Raw genomic sequence first — 16,411 nt, 5'->3', positions numbered from 1 at the left:
CCCCTCCGAGGGCCAATTGAGACCCGATGAACGATCCGCGCAATATCACCCTCTCCGGCGTTCCCGAAGGCTATGATGCCCGCGCCATCCTCGATGAAATCGCCAAGGGCGGCCAGCCGGTGGTCCATGTGGCGCGCGATGACAAGCGCATGGCGGCGATGCAGGCCGCCTTGCGGTTCTACGCACCCGACATGCCGGTCGTCACCTTCCCGGGGTGGGATTGTCTGCCCTATGACCGGGTATCGCCCAACGCCGATATCTCGGCCCAGCGGATGGCGACGCTGGCGGCGCTGGTGCATGGGATGCCCGATCAGTTCGTCCTGCTGACGACCTTGAACGCGGCCAGCCAACGCATCCCCGCCCGCGACACCCTGCGCGACGCGGCCTTTGCCGCCCGCGTCGGCAGCCGGATCGACGAAAAGGCGCTGCGCGCGTTTTTGGTCCGCATGGGCTTCGTGCAAAGCCCCACCGTGATGGAGCCGGGCGATTACGCTGTGCGCGGCGGGATCATCGATATTTACCCGCCCGGCGATCTTGGCCCGGTGCGGCTTGATCTTTTCGGCGACGTGCTGGATGGCGCGCGGCGGTTTGATCCGGCGACGCAGCGGACCACCGAAAAGCTCGATCTGGTCGAGCTTGCCCCGGTGAGCGAGGTCATCCTCCACGAGGCCGCGATCACCCGGTTCCGCCAGAACTACCGCATCGAATTCGGCGCCGCGGGCACCGACGATCCGCTTTACGAGGCGATCAGCGCGGGCCGCAAACATCAGGGTGCGGAGCATTGGCTCGCGTTTTTCCACGACGATCTGGAAACGCTTTTTGACTATCTACCCAAGGCGACGGTCACTCTGGACGATCAATTGACCCCGATGCGGATTGCGCGGTGGGAAACCATCGAAGACCAGTATGAGACCCGCAAACTGGCGATGAAGACGCGCTCGAAGATGGACAGCGTGTACAAACCGGCCCCACCTGAGGGGCTGTACCTGACCGATGAGGCCTGGACCCAAGCGTTGCTGGATCACCGCGTCATCCAGTTCAACCCGCTGCCGCAGCCCACGGGGCCGGGAGTGCTGGATGCAGGCGCGCGGCTCGGGCGCAATTTCGCCCCTGAGCGTCAGCAGGAATCCGTTAGTCTTTTCGGTGCCTTGGCCGGGCATATTAAAGCAAAGCTTGAAGTTGGGCCGGTGCTGATCGCCAGCTACTCCGAAGGCGCGCGGGAGCGCCTGACCGGGCTGATCGAAGACGAAGGTCTGGCCGAGGCGATCCCGGTGATGGATGCCACCCGCGTCGGCAAGCGCGGGCTGCATCTGGCGGTTTGGGCGCTGGAGCATGGGTTCGAGGCGCCGGGGATGACGGTGATCTCAGAACAGGACGTGCTGGGCGACCGTCTGATCCGTGCGCCGAAACGCAAGCGCCGGGCCGAGAACTTCCTGACCGAGGCGCAAAGCCTCAGCCCCGGCGATCTGGTGGTCCATGTCGACCACGGCATCGGGCGCTATCACGGGATGGAGGTGGTTACCGCCGCCGGGGCCGCGCATGAGTGCCTCGTGCTGGAATATGCCGAACAGTCAAAGCTTTACCTGCCGGTGGAGAATATAGAACTGCTGTCGCGCTACGGGCATGAGGAAGGGCTTCTCGACAAACTCGGCGGCGGCGCATGGCAGTCGAAAAAGGCCAAGCTCAAAGAACGCATTCGCGAGATGGCGGACAAGCTCATCCGCATCGCCGCCGAACGCAGCCTGCGCAAAGCGCCCGTGCTCGACCCGCCGCCGGGGATGTGGGACGCATTCTCGGCCCGTTTCCCTTACACGGAAACCGACGACCAGCTCCGCGCCATCGGTGATGTGATCGACGATCTGACCTCCGGCAACCCGATGGACCGTCTGGTTTGCGGCGATGTGGGTTTCGGCAAGACCGAGGTGGCGATGCGCGCGGCCTTCGTCGCGGCCATGTCGGGCGTGCAGGTCGCGGTGATCGCGCCGACCACCCTGCTCGCGCGCCAGCACTACAAGAGCTTCGCGGAACGCTTCCGCGGCTTCCCAATCAACGTGCGGCAACTCAGCCGTTTCGTCTCGGCCAAAGAAGCGGCGGCGACGCGTGAGGGGATGGCCAAGGGCACGGTCGATATCGTCATCGGCACCCATGCGCTGCTGGCAAAGGGGATTCGTTTCAACGACCTCGGCCTGTTGATTATTGATGAAGAACAACACTTTGGCGTCACCCATAAGGAGCGGTTGAAGGCGCTGCGCACGGATATTCACGTGCTGACCCTCACCGCCACGCCGATCCCGCGCACTTTGCAACTGTCGCTCACCGGCGTGCGCGACCTGTCGATCATTGGCACGCCGCCTGTCGACCGCCTGTCGATCCGCACCTATGTCAGCGAGTTTGACGCGGTGACCATCCGCGAGGCGCTCTTGCGCGAGCATTACCGTGGCGGGCAGAGCTTCTACGTGGTGCCGCGCGTGAGTGACCTGCGCGAGATCGAGGAGTTTTTGAAGGCACAACTGCCCGAGCTTTCTTACGTCGTCGCCCACGGCCAGATGGCGCCGGGGGAGCTCGACGACCGGATGAACGCTTTCTACGACGGCAAGTTCGACATTCTGTTGGCGACAACCATCGTCGAATCCGGCCTCGACATTCCCACCGCCAACACGATGATCGTGCACCGCGCGGATATGTTCGGGCTGGCGCAGCTCTACCAGATCCGGGGCCGGGTGGGGCGCTCGAAGACGCGCGCCTATGCCTATCTCACGACCAAGCCCCGCGCCAAGCTGACCGACACGGCCCAGAAACGCCTGCGGGTGCTGGGCAGCCTCGACACGCTCGGCGCGGGCTTCACGCTGGCATCCCAAGACCTCGACATTCGCGGCGCGGGCAACCTGCTGGGCGAAGAACAGTCCGGCCAGATGCGCGACGTGGGTTTCGAGCTTTATCAGTCCATGTTGGAAGAGGCGATTGCCAAGATCAAGGCGGGCGAGCTGGAGGGGCTGTCCGAGGCCGACGAGCAATGGGCGCCGCAGATCAACCTTGGCGTGCCGGTGCTGATCCCCGACGACTATGTGCCCGATCTCGACGTGCGGCTTGGCCTCTATCGCCGCCTGAGCGAGCTATCGACCAAGGTCGAACTGGAAGGTTTCGCCGCCGAGTTGATCGACCGTTTCGGCAAGCTGCCGAAGGAGGTCAACACCCTGATGCTGGTGGTGCGGATCAAGGCGATGTGCAAGCGCGCCGGGATCGCCAAGCTCGACGGCGGGCCAAAGGGCGCGACGATCCAGTTCCACAACGACAAATTCGCCTCGCCCGAGGGGTTGGTGAAGTTCATTCAGGACCAGCGCGGGCTGGCGAAGGTGAAGGACAACAAGATCGTCGTGCGCCGGGATTGGAAGACGGATGCCGATAAGATCAAAGGTGCCTTTGCCATTGCGCGCGATTTGGCCGAACATGTGATCGCCAAGGAAAAGACCGCGAAAAAGGCCAAGGCGAAGGGCTAAGCCCTTCGAAAGGCGGCGGTTATTCCGCCGCCGCCGGCTGCCGGTTCTCCACCCGCCCCATGTAGAGCATCAGCGCATAGGCCGCGATTGCCATCAGCAGCATGGCCAGCGCCAGCGGCTTGGTCGTGCCGTCGAACATCAACCCCACCGGGGAGGCGATCAGCGCCGCCAGCACGGTAGAAATTGCCCCCACGACCGAAGCCGCCATGCCTGCGATATGGCCCATCGGCTCCATCGCGATGGCGTTGAGGTTGCCCAATGTCAGCCCCGCTTGGAAGAACAGGCAGGTCTGGAAGAACACGAAGGCGGCAAAGCCGTAAGGGTCGGGCAGGGCGCCGAGGTTGAGGAAATACATGGCCCCCGACAGCAGGATTTGCACGCCCAAGGCAATGGTCACCAGCCGCCGCATGCCGTAGCGGACGACCAAAAGCGCGTTGATCAGGCTGGCGCTGGCCGCCACCACGGCGATGCCGCCGAACCACAGTGGGAAGCTTTCGCCCCGGCCATAGACGGTGTCATAGATCGGCTGCACCAGCATCAGCATCGAAAAGAGCATTGCCATGGCGAGCGACTGCACGAGGATCGACAGGCGCACCGTGGGGTGGCCGACCAACTCCCGCACCGCGCCAATGATCAGCCGTGCGCGCAGCGGGCGGCGGTCTTCGGGGGCAAGTGTTTCGGGCAGGCGCAGGGCCATCCAGATGACCGAGATGAGCGAGAAAGCCATGAAGGCGATGAAAATCGCGCGCCAGCCCGCCGTCAGGATGATCCCCGCGCCCAGCATCGGGGCCAAGGCGGGCACCAGCGCGAAGACCATCATCACCACCGACATGATCCGCGCCATCTCGCGCCCCGCGTAGAGGTCACGAATGATCGCCACGGCCACCACACGCGGGCCAGAGGCGCCAAGCCCTTGGAAGATGCGTGCCACGAGCATGACTTCGAGAGAGTTGCTCATCCAAGCGACGAAGGCCGAAAGACAATAGAGCGCCGCCCCGCCGAAGACGACATTGCGGCGGCCGAATGCATCCGACAGCGCGCCGCTAAAGAATGTGCCCAGCCCCATGCCCAGCACGAAGGCTGTTAGGATCAGCGGGGCGCGGTGGGCCATCTCGGGCGAGAGTTCCGCCGCGATCTCGGGGAGGGCGGGCAGCATCGCGTCGATGGAAAAGGCGATGGTGGCGATCATCATCGCGATAAGGCCGACGAATTCGATCCGCCCCATAGAGAATTCTGGTTTTTCGGTGGTCACGAAGGCGCACTCCGGCGATTGTCCCGAACGGCGGATCCGTTTGGGCAGGATTCAGGGAATAACTTGTGGTTGCGCTCTCGATAGTCGAGAACGCTTAACTTGGCAATGATTGCCGCCCTGTTTAGTCCTGCTGATTGGTCAGATCGGCAATGACCTGTGCCCATAGCTCGGGCGGCTGCGCGCCGGGCACGGCATGGGTGTTAGCGACGATGAAGGTCGGCACCGAGTTCACGCCCATCTTGCGGCTATGGGCATCACGGTCGCGGATGTCCTGCGCGTCGACATTGGATTTCAGCAGGCGGGTGACCACGGCGGCGTCCATCTCGATACTGTCAGCGATATCGGCCAGTACCTCGGCGTCACCGATGTCGCGGGCATCGACGAAATAGGCTTTGAAAAGGGCGGAGACAGCGGCGGTCTGGCGGCCTTCGATCCCGGCCCAATGGATCAGACGGTGCGCATCCAGCGTGTTGGGCGTGCGCTGCATGGCCTCGAAATTGATCTTCAGCCCGGCCTTCTCGGCATGTTCCACGACCGGTGCATAGGCGCGCACGGCGCCTTCCTTGCCGCTGAACTTGCGTTCAAGATAGCTGCGCCGGTCCATGCCTTCGCGCGGCATGTCGGGGTTGAGCTGGAACGGGTGCCATTCGATGGCAAAGGGATGGTCGGGATGGTCCTGCAAAGCGCGGTCCAGATGCGCCTTGCCGATATAGCACCACGGGCAGATCGGGTCTGACATGATATCGAGTTTGATCGCTTCGGCCATGATGCGCCCCATCTATTGCTGCGCAATGGGCATAGCGGGCCGGGGCCGGTATCGCAAGCGGGCAGCGTTGCATGCGCCCCGGGGCGCGGCTATAGCAGGTCCATGACAGATACGCCGCCCCGTTCCCTGATCCAGATCGCCCGCGAAAGCGGCGCGAGCGAGACCGCCCCGCCGGTCGACCTTGGTGCAAGGGTGCGCGAGCTGCGCAAGGCGCGCAATTGGACGCTGGAACAGGCCGCGCGGCAGGCGGGGCTGGCGCGCTCTACGCTGAGCAAGATTGAGAACGGGCTGATGTCGCCCACCTATGACGCGCTGAAAAAGCTCGCCGTGGGGCTAGAGATCACCGTGCCGCAGCTTTTCACCCCGCCCGCAGGGGAGAAGATCACCGGCCGCATGGCCGTGACCCGCGCCGAGGAAGGCGCGCCCAAGGCCACCGGCACCTATGAGCACGTCCTGCTGGCCGACGCCTTGCGCAAGAAGCAGATGCTGCCCTACCGCGCCCGCATCCGCGCCCGCCGGATGGAAGAGTTCGACGGCTGGGTGCGCCACGACGGGGAGGAGTTCCTCTATGTGCTGACCGGCATGGTGCGGCTGTTTACCGAGTTTTACGAGCCCGTCGACATGCGCCGGGGCGATAGCGCCTATTACGACGCCACCATGGGGCATAACGTCGTCTCGCTCAGCGATGAGGATGCGACGATCCTCTGGGTGACCTCACTGGTCTGACCCCTCCGCCGGTTCCCACCACCAGACCTCGGGCATGAAGTTCGGCCCATCGCCGTAAAGCGGGATCGTCTCGGGGTAGGCCATACGCGCGTCATGGGCGATCAGCCCTTCGTCGAACTGCCAGAAGGGGATGACATAGCGCCCCGCCGTCAGGATACGGTCAAGCGCGCGGGTCGCGGCGACGAAATCCGCCGTTTCGCGGGCCTGCAACATCCTGTCGATCATGGCATCCACCGCCGGAGAGCGCACGCCCATGAGGTTGCGTGTGCCGGGCAGATCGGCGGCCTCCGACCCCCAGTAAAACCGCTGCTCCGTACCGGGGCTGAGCGACAGGGCGCGGCGGAAGGTTGTCATGTCGAAATCATAGCTGTTCTGCCGTGCGACGAATTGCGCATCATCCACGGTTTCAATCTCGGCGGTGATGCCAAGCCGCTTGAGGGCCTGCGTGTAAAGCTCTGCAATCGCTAGGTTTTCACGGCTTCCCTTGGACAGCAGAATGGTGAAGGTCAGCGGTGTGCCATCGCCCCGGCGCATGACGCCGCCTTCGGCCTGATAGCCTGCGGCATTCAACTGCTGCATCGCGGCGCGGATGCCCGCACGGTTGCGGGCAGAGCCGTCACCCACCGGCAGCCGATAGCCATCCACCGTGCCGGGCGGCAGCGTGTCGGCGTAATCGGCCAGCAGGTCGAAAACCCGCCCCGACGCCGGACCGTCGCGCATGGCAAGGTCGGAGTTCGAGAAATAAGAGGTGATCCGGGGCAGGGTGCCGCCGGTAAGCGTCTCGTTGATATACTCGAAGTTGAAGGCCGAAATCAGCGCATCGCGCACCCGCCAATCGTCGAAAGGCGCGCGGCGGGCGTTCATGACAAAACCGGTCATGCCCGACGGTTTGCTATGCGGGAAGGTCGATTTTACCACCTCGCCGCGGGTGATCGCAGGGAAGGCGTATTGCGTGGCCCAAGTCTCGGCGTTGAATTCGCGCACGGCTGAGATTTGACCGGCCTTGAAGGCTTCGAAAAGCACATTGGCATCGCCGTAAAAGTCGATCTTTACCTCATCGTAGTTATGCGTGCCTTGGCGAAAGGGCACCTCTGCGCCCCAGTAATCGGGGTTGCGCGTCAGCGTGACATGGCGGCCCGCCTGATAGTCGGTGATGGTATAGGGGCCGCTGCCCAAGGGGATTTCGGACAGGGGGGCATTGGCAAAGTCCTGCCCCTCCCATTGCGCCTTGCTGAGGATGGGGCGCATCCCAGCGAGCAGGGCAAGCTCGCGGTTATCGCTGTTGAAAGTCATGCGCAGGCTGCGCGGGCCGGTCTGTTCGATGCTGTCGATCTGCTGGCGCAGCCCGTGGTAGCGGGGGTGGCCTTCGGTACCGAGCAGATCGAAAGAAAAGATCACATCCTCGACGGTGACGGGCGTGCCATCGGAAAACCGCGCCTCCTCGCGCAGGGTGAATTCCACCCAAGAGCGGTCCTCGGGCACCTCGATCGTCTCAGCCAGCAGGCCGTAAAGCGCGAAGGGTTCATCCCAGGACCGCCCCATCAAGGTCTCATGCGTAAAATGCGGCAACTGCCAAGGCGCGGTGCCCTTGCGGACGAAGGGGTTGAGGCTGTCGAATCCCCCGGTATTGCCGAGAACGATTTCACCCCCCTTGGGGGCTTCGGGGTTCACATAAGGGAGGGCGTCAAAATCGGCCGGCAGAACAGGGTCGCCATACATAGCGATTCCATGTTGCGGGGCGGCCCATGCCGCCCCCGAGAGCAGAATCAGTGAAGAAAGGGCCGCAACGCCCCGTGCTTTCGAGAAAAATTCCCAGGTCATTTTTGAAACAATCACGATCTGCCCTTATTTTGTTGGAGTTATTCCATACCCGCGGATTATCGCCTTATCAAACTTTTAGCTTGGATTGTGAGCGTGAAAGGCGTATACAGAGGTCACTGCTCGATAGGTTTCTTGCCTGTATGAAACCTGCCTCAATAACTTACGCCCGCCTCGTGCGGGCGTTTTTTTTGGCCAATTTTCACCGACCCTTAAGCTCCTTCGCGCAAACCCTTTCCCTTTGGCGCGCGCGCAGTACATTATGCAGGCGCAGCATGAACAAGGAGACGCGCCATGGCTTTCACCATCGACCTGTCCGGCAAGACAGCCGTCATCACGGGATCGAACTCTGGAATCGGACTGGGCATCGCCTGGGAATTGGCGCGGGCCGGGGCCGATATCGTGTTGAACTCTTTTACCGATGACGAGGCGGATCATGCGCTGGCGCAGGAGATTGCGCAGACATGCAACGTAACGGCCCGCTACATCAAGGCCGACATGTCCAAGGGGGCGGACTGTCGGCGTTTGATTGCCGAAGCCGGGGTCTGCGATATCTTGGTGAACAACGCGGGTATTCAGCATGTCGCGCCAATTCCTGAGTTTCCGGCCGAGAAATGGGACGCGATCATCGCGATCAACCTGTCGTCAGCCTTTCACACCACCGCCGAGGCTTTGCCGATGATGCGCAAGGCGGGGTGGGGTCGGGTGATCAACATCGCCTCGGCCCATGGTCTGACGGCATCGCCCTATAAATCCGCCTATATCGCCGCGAAACATGGGATCGTCGGCCTCAGCAAGACCACAGCGCTTGAGACGGCGAAAGACCCGATCACCTGCAACGCGATTTGCCCCGGCTATGTGCTGACCCCGATCGTTGAGAAGCAGATCCCCGACACGATGAAGGAATACGACATGAGCCGCGAAGAGGTGATCGAACAGGTCATGCTCACCCGGCAACCGTCGCGCGAATTCGCCACTGTTGAACAGATGGGCGGCACGGCGACCTTCCTGTGCTCGGATGCAGCGGCGCAGATCACCGGCACGACGATCAGCGTCGATGGCGGCTGGACGGCGTTGTAAGCGCCGTGGCGGTCAAGAAACGGATTAACCTCGCCCTCCAAGGGGGCGGCGCCCATGGCGCTTTCACTTGGGGGGTGCTCGACCGGCTGTTGCAGCAGGACGATCTGGATATCTGCGGGATCTCGGGCACCTCGGCGGGGGCGCTGAACGGGGCGGCGTTGAAGTCGGGTATGATTGCAGGCGGTCGCGAGGGCGCGCGGGAGAATCTCGATTGGCTTTGGTCGCAGGTCTCTGGCATTTCGGACCTGCGGCTGTCGCATTGGCTGGCGCCCTTCGGTTTGGACAAGCTCAGTCAGGCAATGGAATATTCGCTGCCCATGGCGATCTCGGATTCGCTGACGCGGGTCGTCTCGCCCTATGCTTACGGCCCGTTCTATCGCAACCCGCTCGAAGATGTCGTGGCGCGGTTCGACTATGGCAAAGTGGGCGCGCATAAGCCGCCGTTCTTTTTCGTCTGCGCCACACGGGTCCGCAACGGCAAGATCCGGGTGTTCGAGGGGGATGAGATCGGGCCTGATGCTTTGCTCGCCTCAGCCTGTCTGCCGACGATCTTCAAGGCCGTAGAGATTGACGACGCCCAGACCGGCCAGCGCGAGGCGTTTTGGGACGGGGGCTATACCGGCAACCCGGCGCTGTTTCCGCTGTTCCGCGATGACCTGCCCGAAGACATCGTGGTGGTGAACATCAACCCGCTCGACCGCGAAGACCTGCCGGTCACGCCGCAGCAAATCCAGAACCGCATTAATGAGATCAGCTTTAATTCCAGCCTCTTGCGCGAGATGCGGGCGATTGACTTCGTTCAGCGGCTGATTGCGGATGGCACCCTGCCGGAGGGGCGGATGAAGCGCGTGCACATGCATATGATCGCCGATGACGCGCTGATGGCGCAGCTGTCGGTGGCAACGAAGCTGATGCCCAACCCGGCGGTGATCCGGGCGCTGCATGAGGCAGGCGTGGCGGCGGCGGATCGGTTTCTAGAGGATCACTTCGACGATCTGAACCAGCGCAGCAGCGTTGATCTACCCGCGATGTTCGGCTGAGTTTTCAGGGTCCGACAGCGCCAGCGCCTCGGGCAGATCGGCACCGGGGCGCGGCGGATAGACCAGCCCGGCAGAGATCACCAGCTTCGCCGCGTCTTCGACGCTCATGTCGAGTTCGATCACATCCTCCCGCGGCAGGAACAGCAAAAAGCCCGAGGTCGGGTTCGGCGTGGTGGGCAGAAAGACCGAGAGCATCTCGCCCCCCGCGTTGGTGCGGGCTAAGACCTCTCCCTTCGCCTCGGTCGAGATGAAGCCAAGCGCCCAGATCCCGCGCCGCGGGTATTCGATCAGGCAGGCGGTCTCAAAGCTCCGCTCGGACTGGGCGAAGATCGTCTCGGAAATCTGTTTGATGCCGGAATAGATCGTCCGCACGACGGGGGTGCGTTCCACCAGACTTTCGGCGAAGCGGATCATCGAACGGCCAATCAGCCCTTTCGCGGCCCAGCCCACCATGACGGTGAAGATCAGAAAGATCACCACCCCAAGGCCACGCACGTTGAACTGCATCGACGGGTCGAGGCCCAAGAAATCTTGGAGCAGCCGGTCGGGATGGTAGGCTTTGGGCACCAATGGCAGCACGAAACCGTCGATCCAGCCGACCACGCTCCAGATCAGCCAGATGGTCAGCCCGACAGGCGCAATCACGACCAGACCGGTCAGGAAAGACGCGCGCAGCCTTGCGACAAGGCTACGCCGAACCTGCGTTGGGTCGGGATCAAAAGGTGTGTTCATCTGCGCCGTTTTCCGAAGAGTTAATCGCAACATAGCTAAGGCGTATGCCCCGGCCCGGCAATGGCTCCGCGGTGTTTTTCGCCTTTAACGCGGCAGGTTGACGAGGTTTGCGGCGATCTTGGCCCCCAGCCGGGCATTGTTGCGCACCAGTGCGATATTGGCGGTGAGCGAACGGCCCTCGGTCAGCTCGAAGATGCGTTGCAGCAAGAAGGGGGTCACACCCTTGCCGTGGACCCCTTGGGCATCGGCCTCGGCCTGGGCCTGCGCGATGATCGGGGCGAGTTCGGCGGCGGGGATTTCCTCTGCCGCGGGGATCGGGTTGGCCACCAACTGGCCACCGGGCAGGCCCATGGCGGCGCGGGTGCGGTGGGCTTTGGCAAGGGCTGCGGCATCGTCGAGGCGCAGCGGCGATTGCAGGTCCGACCCTGCGCTCCAGAAGGCGGGGAAGCTGTCTTGGCCCACGGTGATGACCGGCACGCCTTGGGTTTCCAGCACTTCCAGCGTCTTCGGCACGTCGAGGATCGCCTTGGCGCCCGCCGCGATGACGGTGACGGGGGTTTGGGCCAGTTCCATGAGATCGGCGGAGATGTCAAAGCTGTCTTCCGCGCCCTTATGCACGCCGCCGATGCCGCCGGTGGCGAAGACTTCGATGCCCGCAAGATTGGCGGCGATCATGGTGGCGGCGACGGTGGTGGCACCTGTCCCGCCCGAAGCGATGCAGACGGCCATATCGGCGCGCGACAGTTTAGCCACGTCCTTGGCTTGGGCCAGATCGCTCAACTGGTCATCGTCCAGACCGATGTGCAGCGCGCCGCGGATCACGGCGATGGTGGCGGGCACGGCGCCTGCGTCGCGGATGTCCTGTTCGACCTGCCGCGCCACTTCGAGGTTTTGCGGATAGGGCATGCCATGAGTGATGATGGTGCTTTCCAAGGCCACGATCGGCGCGGCGTTTTCGCGGGCCTTGGCCACTTCGGCGCTGAAGGTCAGGGGCAGGGCGGATGTGGCGGTGGTCATATCTTGGTCTCTCCGGAAACGTAAAGGGCGGCGGCATCGAGTGCTGCCTTGAGGGCGGATTGCGCAATAGCACCGCCAAGTTCAGCGGCCACATGGGCCGCCATGAATGTATCGCCTGCACCGGTGACCCGGGCGACATGCACCTGCGGCGGGGTGAGGGTGATGATCTCGTCGCCTTGGCCCACGGTGGCGGGGTTGCCGCCGTCGGTCACCACGGCACGGCGTGCGCCACGGGCCAGCAGGGCGCGGGCGGCGGTGGGGGAATCGTCAAAACTCGACTGGCAGAGCAGCCCGGCCTCTTCAAGGTTCACATAAAGCGTGCCGCGTCCCGCTTTGAGGAAGGGCGTCAGCCGCAGCGCCTTGCCGGGTGAGGCGGGCGCGACGCGCAGGTCGGCCTTTGCCAACAGCGGGCTTTGCGCCATGCGGGCCAGCAGTTCGACGGTCAGGTTGCCGTCGAGCGCCACGGCCCCTTCGTAGGGGCTGGGCAGGCTGCCATCCTCCAGCGGGCGCAGGATCTTGTCGCCCGCAGCCTCCAACGAATGGGCATCGGCAATCGCGGCGATCAACCCGTTGGACCCTTCGACGGCCATGTAACGGTCGGTCGGCAGATCGTCCGAGCGGTAGACGTGATCGGTGATCAGCCCGCGCAGGGCGCAGGCGGCGATCAACTCATCCCCTTCGGCATCGCGCCCCACGGCGGAAAGCAACGCCGGCGTTAGCCCAAAGCGCGCCAGCGCCATGCCGATGTTCAGCGCCACGCCGCCGGGCAGGCGGGTGATCCGCCCCGGCATGTCAGAGCCTTGGCGCATGGCGTTTTCAGAACGGCCGATCACGTCCCAAAGGACGGAGCCGATGCAAAGGATGTCAGCTGTCTTGGTCATGCGGCGCTTCTAGCCGCCAAATCTCCCCACGCGCAAGCGGCGTTATTGTGGCACCGCGAATGTCAGCGCCGCCCAGAGCGTTTCCCAGACCGGTTGATCGGGGTCGTAGCCCGGGCCGGTCTGTGCCTCTGCCGCCGGGCGTAGCGCCACCGCGTCAAAGAGGTATTCATGGCCCGCCGTGACCGGAATCAGTGCTTCGCCCGCCGCATCGGTGCGGTGGAGGGAGATGGCGACGCTGTCATCCGGCGCACGGTCGAACACTTCGATCTGCGCGTTGGGGCGGGGGGTGCCTTGATAGAGGAGGGCCACCTTCATCTCACCCGCGAAATCTGGGTCATAGGGATTCGTTAGTGCCACGAACTCCGTCGCCATGCCGGTGGGCGCATCCTGCCCCGTGCCCGCGCCGAGGGCGATCAGGGTTTTGACGTGGCGGGTGTAGCTCTCGACGACCTTCTCGGTCGACCATCCGTTCGCGCGGTGATCGCTTTCGGCCTTGGGGAAATCCTTATGCGCGGCGAACCGGAGGAATTTATCAAAGTCCTCATAGGTCACTTTGGAGGGCGTCGTTTCGGCCACCGCCACGACCAGCGCGTCACCCTCGGGCGCGGGGAGGCTCAGGGCAGGGCTGTCGCCCGCGCGCGGCGATAGCGCGACCTCTCGCCCCCCGATTTTGACCTCAAAACGCGTCAGCCGGTTGGGCAGATAAGGAAAGGCCGCGCCGGTAAATTCCTCACCATTGCGAAAATGCGCCGCGATCTTTTCACCGCTTTCCACTTGATAGTTCACCGGCGACAGCCAGTATTCATGTGCAAAGGCAGGCGCTGCCGATAAGATACTGAAAATAATAGCGGACAACTGGGACAGTTTCATGAAGCGAACTTTCATTTTGTTAAGATCCAAGCTGGCGTTGCTGTGGCTGTTGTCAAGCGCGGTACTGCTTTCGGCAGGCGCGGGTGCACAGGCGCATGAGGTCAAACCCACGATCGCGGATCTGACCGTGGCCGACGGGCGGGCGGTGCTGGCGCTTGAGATCAACCTCGAAGCGCTCTTGGCGGGCATCGACCTCGATACCGTCGACGACACCGACAATGCCGAGAATGCGGGCGATTACGATGCGCTGCGCAGCCTGCCCGCCGCGCGCATCGCCGACCGCGCGCCCGAGCTTTTGCCGAAGTGGAACAGCCTGCCGCTGCTCAGCGTCGATGGCGCCGCCGTGCCGTTAAAGAGTGTGATGGTCGAGGTGCCCGAAGGGATCGACGCCGAACTGCCGCGCGACAGCCAGTGGCGGTTGGAGGGCGCAGTGCCGGCAGGCGCCGAAGAGGTACAGGTGACGTGGCCGGATGGCGCGGGCGCGCTGGTGCTGCGCCAGCAAGGGGTGGAGGCGCCCTATACCGGGTATCTGTCGGGCGGTGAGACCAGCCCCGAAATCGCCCTCGGGGGCGGTGATGCCGAAAGCGGCTGGCAGGCTTTCGTCAGCTACATCCCCGTCGGGTTCGACCACATCCTGCCCAAAGGGTTGGATCACATCCTATTCGTCTTGGGCCTGTTCTTTCTGTCGACCCGTCTGCGGCCTTTGATCTGGCAGGTCACTGCCTTCACGCTGGCCCATACGGTCACGCTGGCGCTTGGCGCTTTGGGCTGGGTTAACGTGCCGGGGGCCATCGTCGAGCCGCTGATCGCCGCCTCAATCACCTATGTCGCGGTCGAGAATATCTTTCACTCCGCCCTAAACCGCTGGCGGCCCTTGGTGATCTTTGGCTTTGGGCTGTTGCACGGGCTTGGCTTCGCCTCGGTGCTGGGGGATTTCGGCCTGCCTGCGGGGCAATTCGTGCCTGCGCTCATCGGCTTTAACATCGGGGTGGAGCTGGGCCAGCTTGCGGTGATCGCCATCGCCTTCGTACTGGTCGGCTGGGCGATGAATCGCGATTGGTACCGCCGCGCTATCGCGGTCCCCGCCTCCTGCGTCATCGCGGCGGTCGGGGCCTATTGGTTCATCGAACGGGTGTTTTTGTAAGTGAGCGGGCAGCCCTTGACCGGGCTGCCCTCGGGGGCGCTTAGCCCTGCATGGCAGCGATCAGGGTGGCAAGTTCGGCCACCGGATCGTCCTTGTCCCAAATCTCGGTCCCGATGCCGAAAAAGTCGGTCCGGGGGGCGAGATCGCGGATCATGTTGATGTCGAGCGCGCCTTCGGCGACGACGGGCACTTCGATCACTTCGGACCACCACTGGAACAGATCGGCCTCGGCAAAGCTTCCATCGCCAAGCGCGCTGGCTTGGGTCGGGCCAAAGCTGATGTAGTCTGCCCCGGCTTCGCCCGCCGCCATCCCCTCATGCCGCGATGTGCCGCAGAAGGCGCCGACGATGGCATCATCGCCCAGCTCTTTGCGGGCATGGCGCACGGTGCGGGCGGCATCGCTAAGGTGCACGCCGTCAAGGCCGAGCTTTTCGACCAGCAGCAGATGATCCGAGATCACCAAGGCCACGTCGCGCGCATGGGTCACTTCGCGCAGCGCATCACCGGCACGGGCGAGGCGGTCTTCATCCCGGGTCGAAAGCGCCATGCGCACACAGGCCACCGGATGGGCGTCGAGCACGGCGGCGAGTTGCGCGGGGAATTGGCTCAGCTCAACTTCGGGCGGGGTGATAAGGTAAATCTGCGGCTGTTCTGGCGCGTCCATGGTCACTGTCCTTAATCGGGTCTGAGCGCCTGACTAGCGCAGGGCGTTGCAAAAGAAAACGGATATGCGTGCGTCGCGCGGGCTTTCTTGCGGTGCGCAGGCGCAGGGGCTATGAGGCGCGCATGACAGAGACATCCTCCTCCCCCGTTCAGCCCGCGCCGATCCCGGCCATCGTGCTTGTCCGCCCCCAGATGGGCGAGAACATCGGCGCCGCGGCGCGCGCGATGTGGAACTTCGGCCTCGATCACATGCGGGTCGTGGCCCCGCGCGACGGCTGGCCGAGCCAATCCGCCGTGGCCATGGCCTCGGGGGCGGGGCGGCTGTTGGACGAGGCGCAGCATTGCGCCGATCTGCCCGAAGCGCTTGGCGATTGCGATTTCACCTTTGCCACCACGGCGCGTAGCCGAGACCTGACCAAACCGGTCTACAGCCCCGAAGCCGCGATGCGGTTGGCGGCGGAGAAAATTTTGGCGGGACAACGGGTTGCGGTGCTGTTCGGACCCGAGCGGGCAGGGCTTGAGAATGAAGATATCGCGCAGGCCAATGCCATCGTCTCGGTCCCGGTGAACCCAAAGTTCGCCTCTCTCAATCTTGCGCAATGCGTGCTGTTGATGTCTTACGAATGGATGCGGGCGCAGGGCGAAGTGTCCCATGAGGTGGTCGAGATGGCGGGCACCGATTGGGCCAAGGGCGCCGAGATCGACCATCTGGCGCGGCATTATGAGGAGCAGTTGACCGAGGCCGGGTTCTTCTTCCCCGAGCATAAGGTCGCCTCGATGAAGCTCAACCTTCGCAATATGTGGTCGCGGATGCCGTTGACGCGGGCGGATGTGCAGATGTTGCATGGCATCCTGCGGCAAATGGTCCGCTGGAAGGAGAAGAGCTGAGCCGAAGCCCGGCCCGGAATCAAGCCGCAGGCGCCGG

14 protein-coding genes are annotated in these 16,411 nt (G+C 63.6%); 6 read left to right on the top strand and 8 right to left on the bottom strand.

Annotated elements, in window-relative coordinates; translation table 11 throughout:
• The first annotated feature begins 26 nt into the window (after nt 1-26).
• A complete protein-coding gene (gene mfd, locus J7392_RS18495) occupies nt 27-3,497 on the top strand; it encodes a transcription-repair coupling factor (protein ID WP_209218847.1) in 3,471 nt (1,156 codons plus the stop codon).
• Nucleotides 3,498-3,516: 19 nt separating this feature from the next.
• Here mfd and J7392_RS18490 read toward each other — a convergent pair whose 3' ends face one another.
• Entirely contained in the window at nt 3,517-4,722 is a 1,206-nt protein-coding gene (locus J7392_RS18490; protein WP_209218961.1) for a multidrug effflux MFS transporter, read from the bottom strand.
• A gap of 148 nt (nt 4,723-4,870) precedes the next feature.
• Nucleotides 4,871-5,515: a DsbA family oxidoreductase gene (locus tag J7392_RS18485; protein WP_209218846.1), complete on the bottom strand. Its 645-nt coding sequence runs from the start codon at nt 5,513-5,515 to the stop codon at nt 4,871-4,873.
• Between the two features lie 102 nt (nt 5,516-5,617).
• Between J7392_RS18485 and J7392_RS18480 the strand changes: the two genes are divergently transcribed.
• Nucleotides 5,618-6,241 (top strand): XRE family transcriptional regulator, encoded by a 624-nt coding sequence (locus J7392_RS18480; RefSeq protein ID WP_067262060.1) that lies wholly within the window; start codon nt 5,618-5,620, stop codon nt 6,239-6,241.
• Here J7392_RS18480 and J7392_RS18475 read toward each other — a convergent pair.
• A complete protein-coding gene (locus J7392_RS18475) occupies nt 6,230-7,960 on the bottom strand; it encodes an extracellular solute-binding protein (protein WP_209218845.1) in 1,731 nt (576 codons plus the stop codon). The genes J7392_RS18480 and J7392_RS18475 overlap by 12 nt on opposite strands.
• A 393-nt stretch (nt 7,961-8,353) precedes the next feature.
• On the opposite strand from J7392_RS18475, the gene J7392_RS18470 reads away from it, so the two are divergent.
• On the top strand, nt 8,354-9,139 hold the full coding sequence (locus J7392_RS18470) for a 3-hydroxybutyrate dehydrogenase (RefSeq protein WP_247744649.1): 786 nt from the start codon (nt 8,354-8,356) through the stop codon (nt 9,137-9,139).
• A gap of 5 nt (nt 9,140-9,144) precedes the next feature.
• Complete coding sequence (locus J7392_RS18465) at nt 9,145-10,179, top strand: patatin-like phospholipase family protein (protein ID WP_209218960.1); 1,035 nt, start codon at nt 9,145-9,147, stop codon at nt 10,177-10,179.
• Here J7392_RS18465 and J7392_RS18460 read toward each other — a convergent pair.
• The 4 genes from J7392_RS18460 to J7392_RS18445 form a co-directional block, all read right to left on the bottom strand.
• Complete coding sequence (locus J7392_RS18460) at nt 10,159-10,911, bottom strand: DUF502 domain-containing protein (RefSeq protein WP_067262054.1); 753 nt, start codon at nt 10,909-10,911, stop codon at nt 10,159-10,161. The two genes, J7392_RS18465 and J7392_RS18460, sit on opposite strands and share 21 nt — an antisense overlap.
• An 84-nt stretch (nt 10,912-10,995) precedes the next feature.
• Nucleotides 10,996-11,928 carry a pseudouridine-5'-phosphate glycosidase gene (locus J7392_RS18455; protein WP_209218844.1) on the bottom strand — a complete coding sequence of 311 codons (933 nt, stop codon included), beginning with the start codon at nt 11,926-11,928 and terminating at the stop codon, nt 10,996-10,998.
• Complete coding sequence (locus J7392_RS18450; RefSeq protein WP_209218843.1) at nt 11,925-12,809, bottom strand: PfkB family carbohydrate kinase; 885 nt, start codon at nt 12,807-12,809, stop codon at nt 11,925-11,927. Before J7392_RS18450 ends, J7392_RS18455 begins: the two co-directional genes overlap by 4 nt.
• Before the next feature lie 42 nt (nt 12,810-12,851).
• On the bottom strand, nt 12,852-13,679 hold the full coding sequence (locus tag J7392_RS18445) for a DUF4198 domain-containing protein (protein ID WP_247744648.1): 828 nt from the start codon (nt 13,677-13,679) through the stop codon (nt 12,852-12,854).
• Here J7392_RS18445 and J7392_RS18440 point away from each other — a divergent pair.
• Nucleotides 13,678-14,823, top strand: a complete 1,146-nt coding sequence (locus J7392_RS18440) for a HupE/UreJ family protein (RefSeq protein WP_209218841.1) — start codon at nt 13,678-13,680, stop codon at nt 14,821-14,823. The genes J7392_RS18445 and J7392_RS18440 overlap by 2 nt on opposite strands.
• 40 nt (nt 14,824-14,863) lie before the next feature.
• Here J7392_RS18440 and J7392_RS18435 read toward each other — a convergent pair whose 3' ends face one another.
• Nucleotides 14,864-15,487: a thiamine phosphate synthase gene (locus J7392_RS18435; protein WP_168613092.1), complete on the bottom strand. Its 624-nt coding sequence runs from the start codon at nt 15,485-15,487 to the stop codon at nt 14,864-14,866.
• A gap of 122 nt (nt 15,488-15,609) precedes the next feature.
• Between J7392_RS18435 and J7392_RS18430 the strand changes: the two genes are divergently transcribed.
• A complete protein-coding gene (locus J7392_RS18430) occupies nt 15,610-16,374 on the top strand; it encodes an RNA methyltransferase (protein WP_209218840.1) in 765 nt (254 codons plus the stop codon).
• The last annotated feature ends 37 nt before the right edge of the window (nt 16,375-16,411 follow it).

It is taken from the genome of Sulfitobacter sp. R18_1 (assembly GCF_017743915.1).
Lineage (GTDB): Bacteria > Pseudomonadota > Alphaproteobacteria > Rhodobacterales > Rhodobacteraceae > Sulfitobacter > Sulfitobacter faviae.
Note: the sequence above shows the minus strand (reverse complement) of the source record. Positions and strands in the feature narration are given on the sequence as shown.

Coding starts and splice junctions, on each gene's coding strand:
- mfd (WP_209218847.1), top strand. CDS start 27: ATGAACGATCCGCGCAATATCACCCTCTCCGGCGTTCCCGAAGGCTAT.
- J7392_RS18490 (WP_209218961.1), bottom strand. CDS start 4,722: ATGGGGCGGATCGAATTCGTCGGCCTTATCGCGATGATGATCGCCACC.
- J7392_RS18485 (WP_209218846.1), bottom strand. CDS start 5,515: ATGGCCGAAGCGATCAAACTCGATATCATGTCAGACCCGATCTGCCCG.
- J7392_RS18480 (WP_067262060.1), top strand. CDS start 5,618: ATGACAGATACGCCGCCCCGTTCCCTGATCCAGATCGCCCGCGAAAGC.
- J7392_RS18475 (WP_209218845.1), bottom strand. CDS start 7,960: ATGTATGGCGACCCTGTTCTGCCGGCCGATTTTGACGCCCTCCCTTAT.
- J7392_RS18470 (WP_247744649.1), top strand. CDS start 8,354: ATGGCTTTCACCATCGACCTGTCCGGCAAGACAGCCGTCATCACGGGA.
- J7392_RS18460 (WP_067262054.1), bottom strand. CDS start 10,911: ATGAACACACCTTTTGATCCCGACCCAACGCAGGTTCGGCGTAGCCTT.
- J7392_RS18455 (WP_209218844.1), bottom strand. CDS start 11,928: ATGACCACCGCCACATCCGCCCTGCCCCTGACCTTCAGCGCCGAAGTG.
- J7392_RS18450 (WP_209218843.1), bottom strand. CDS start 12,809: ATGACCAAGACAGCTGACATCCTTTGCATCGGCTCCGTCCTTTGGGAC.
- J7392_RS18440 (WP_209218841.1), top strand. CDS start 13,678: ATGAAGCGAACTTTCATTTTGTTAAGATCCAAGCTGGCGTTGCTGTGG.
- J7392_RS18445 (WP_247744648.1), bottom strand. CDS start 13,679: ATGAAACTGTCCCAGTTGTCCGCTATTATTTTCAGTATCTTATCGGCA.
- J7392_RS18435 (WP_168613092.1), bottom strand. CDS start 15,487: ATGGACGCGCCAGAACAGCCGCAGATTTACCTTATCACCCCGCCCGAA.
- J7392_RS18430 (WP_209218840.1), top strand. CDS start 15,610: ATGACAGAGACATCCTCCTCCCCCGTTCAGCCCGCGCCGATCCCGGCC.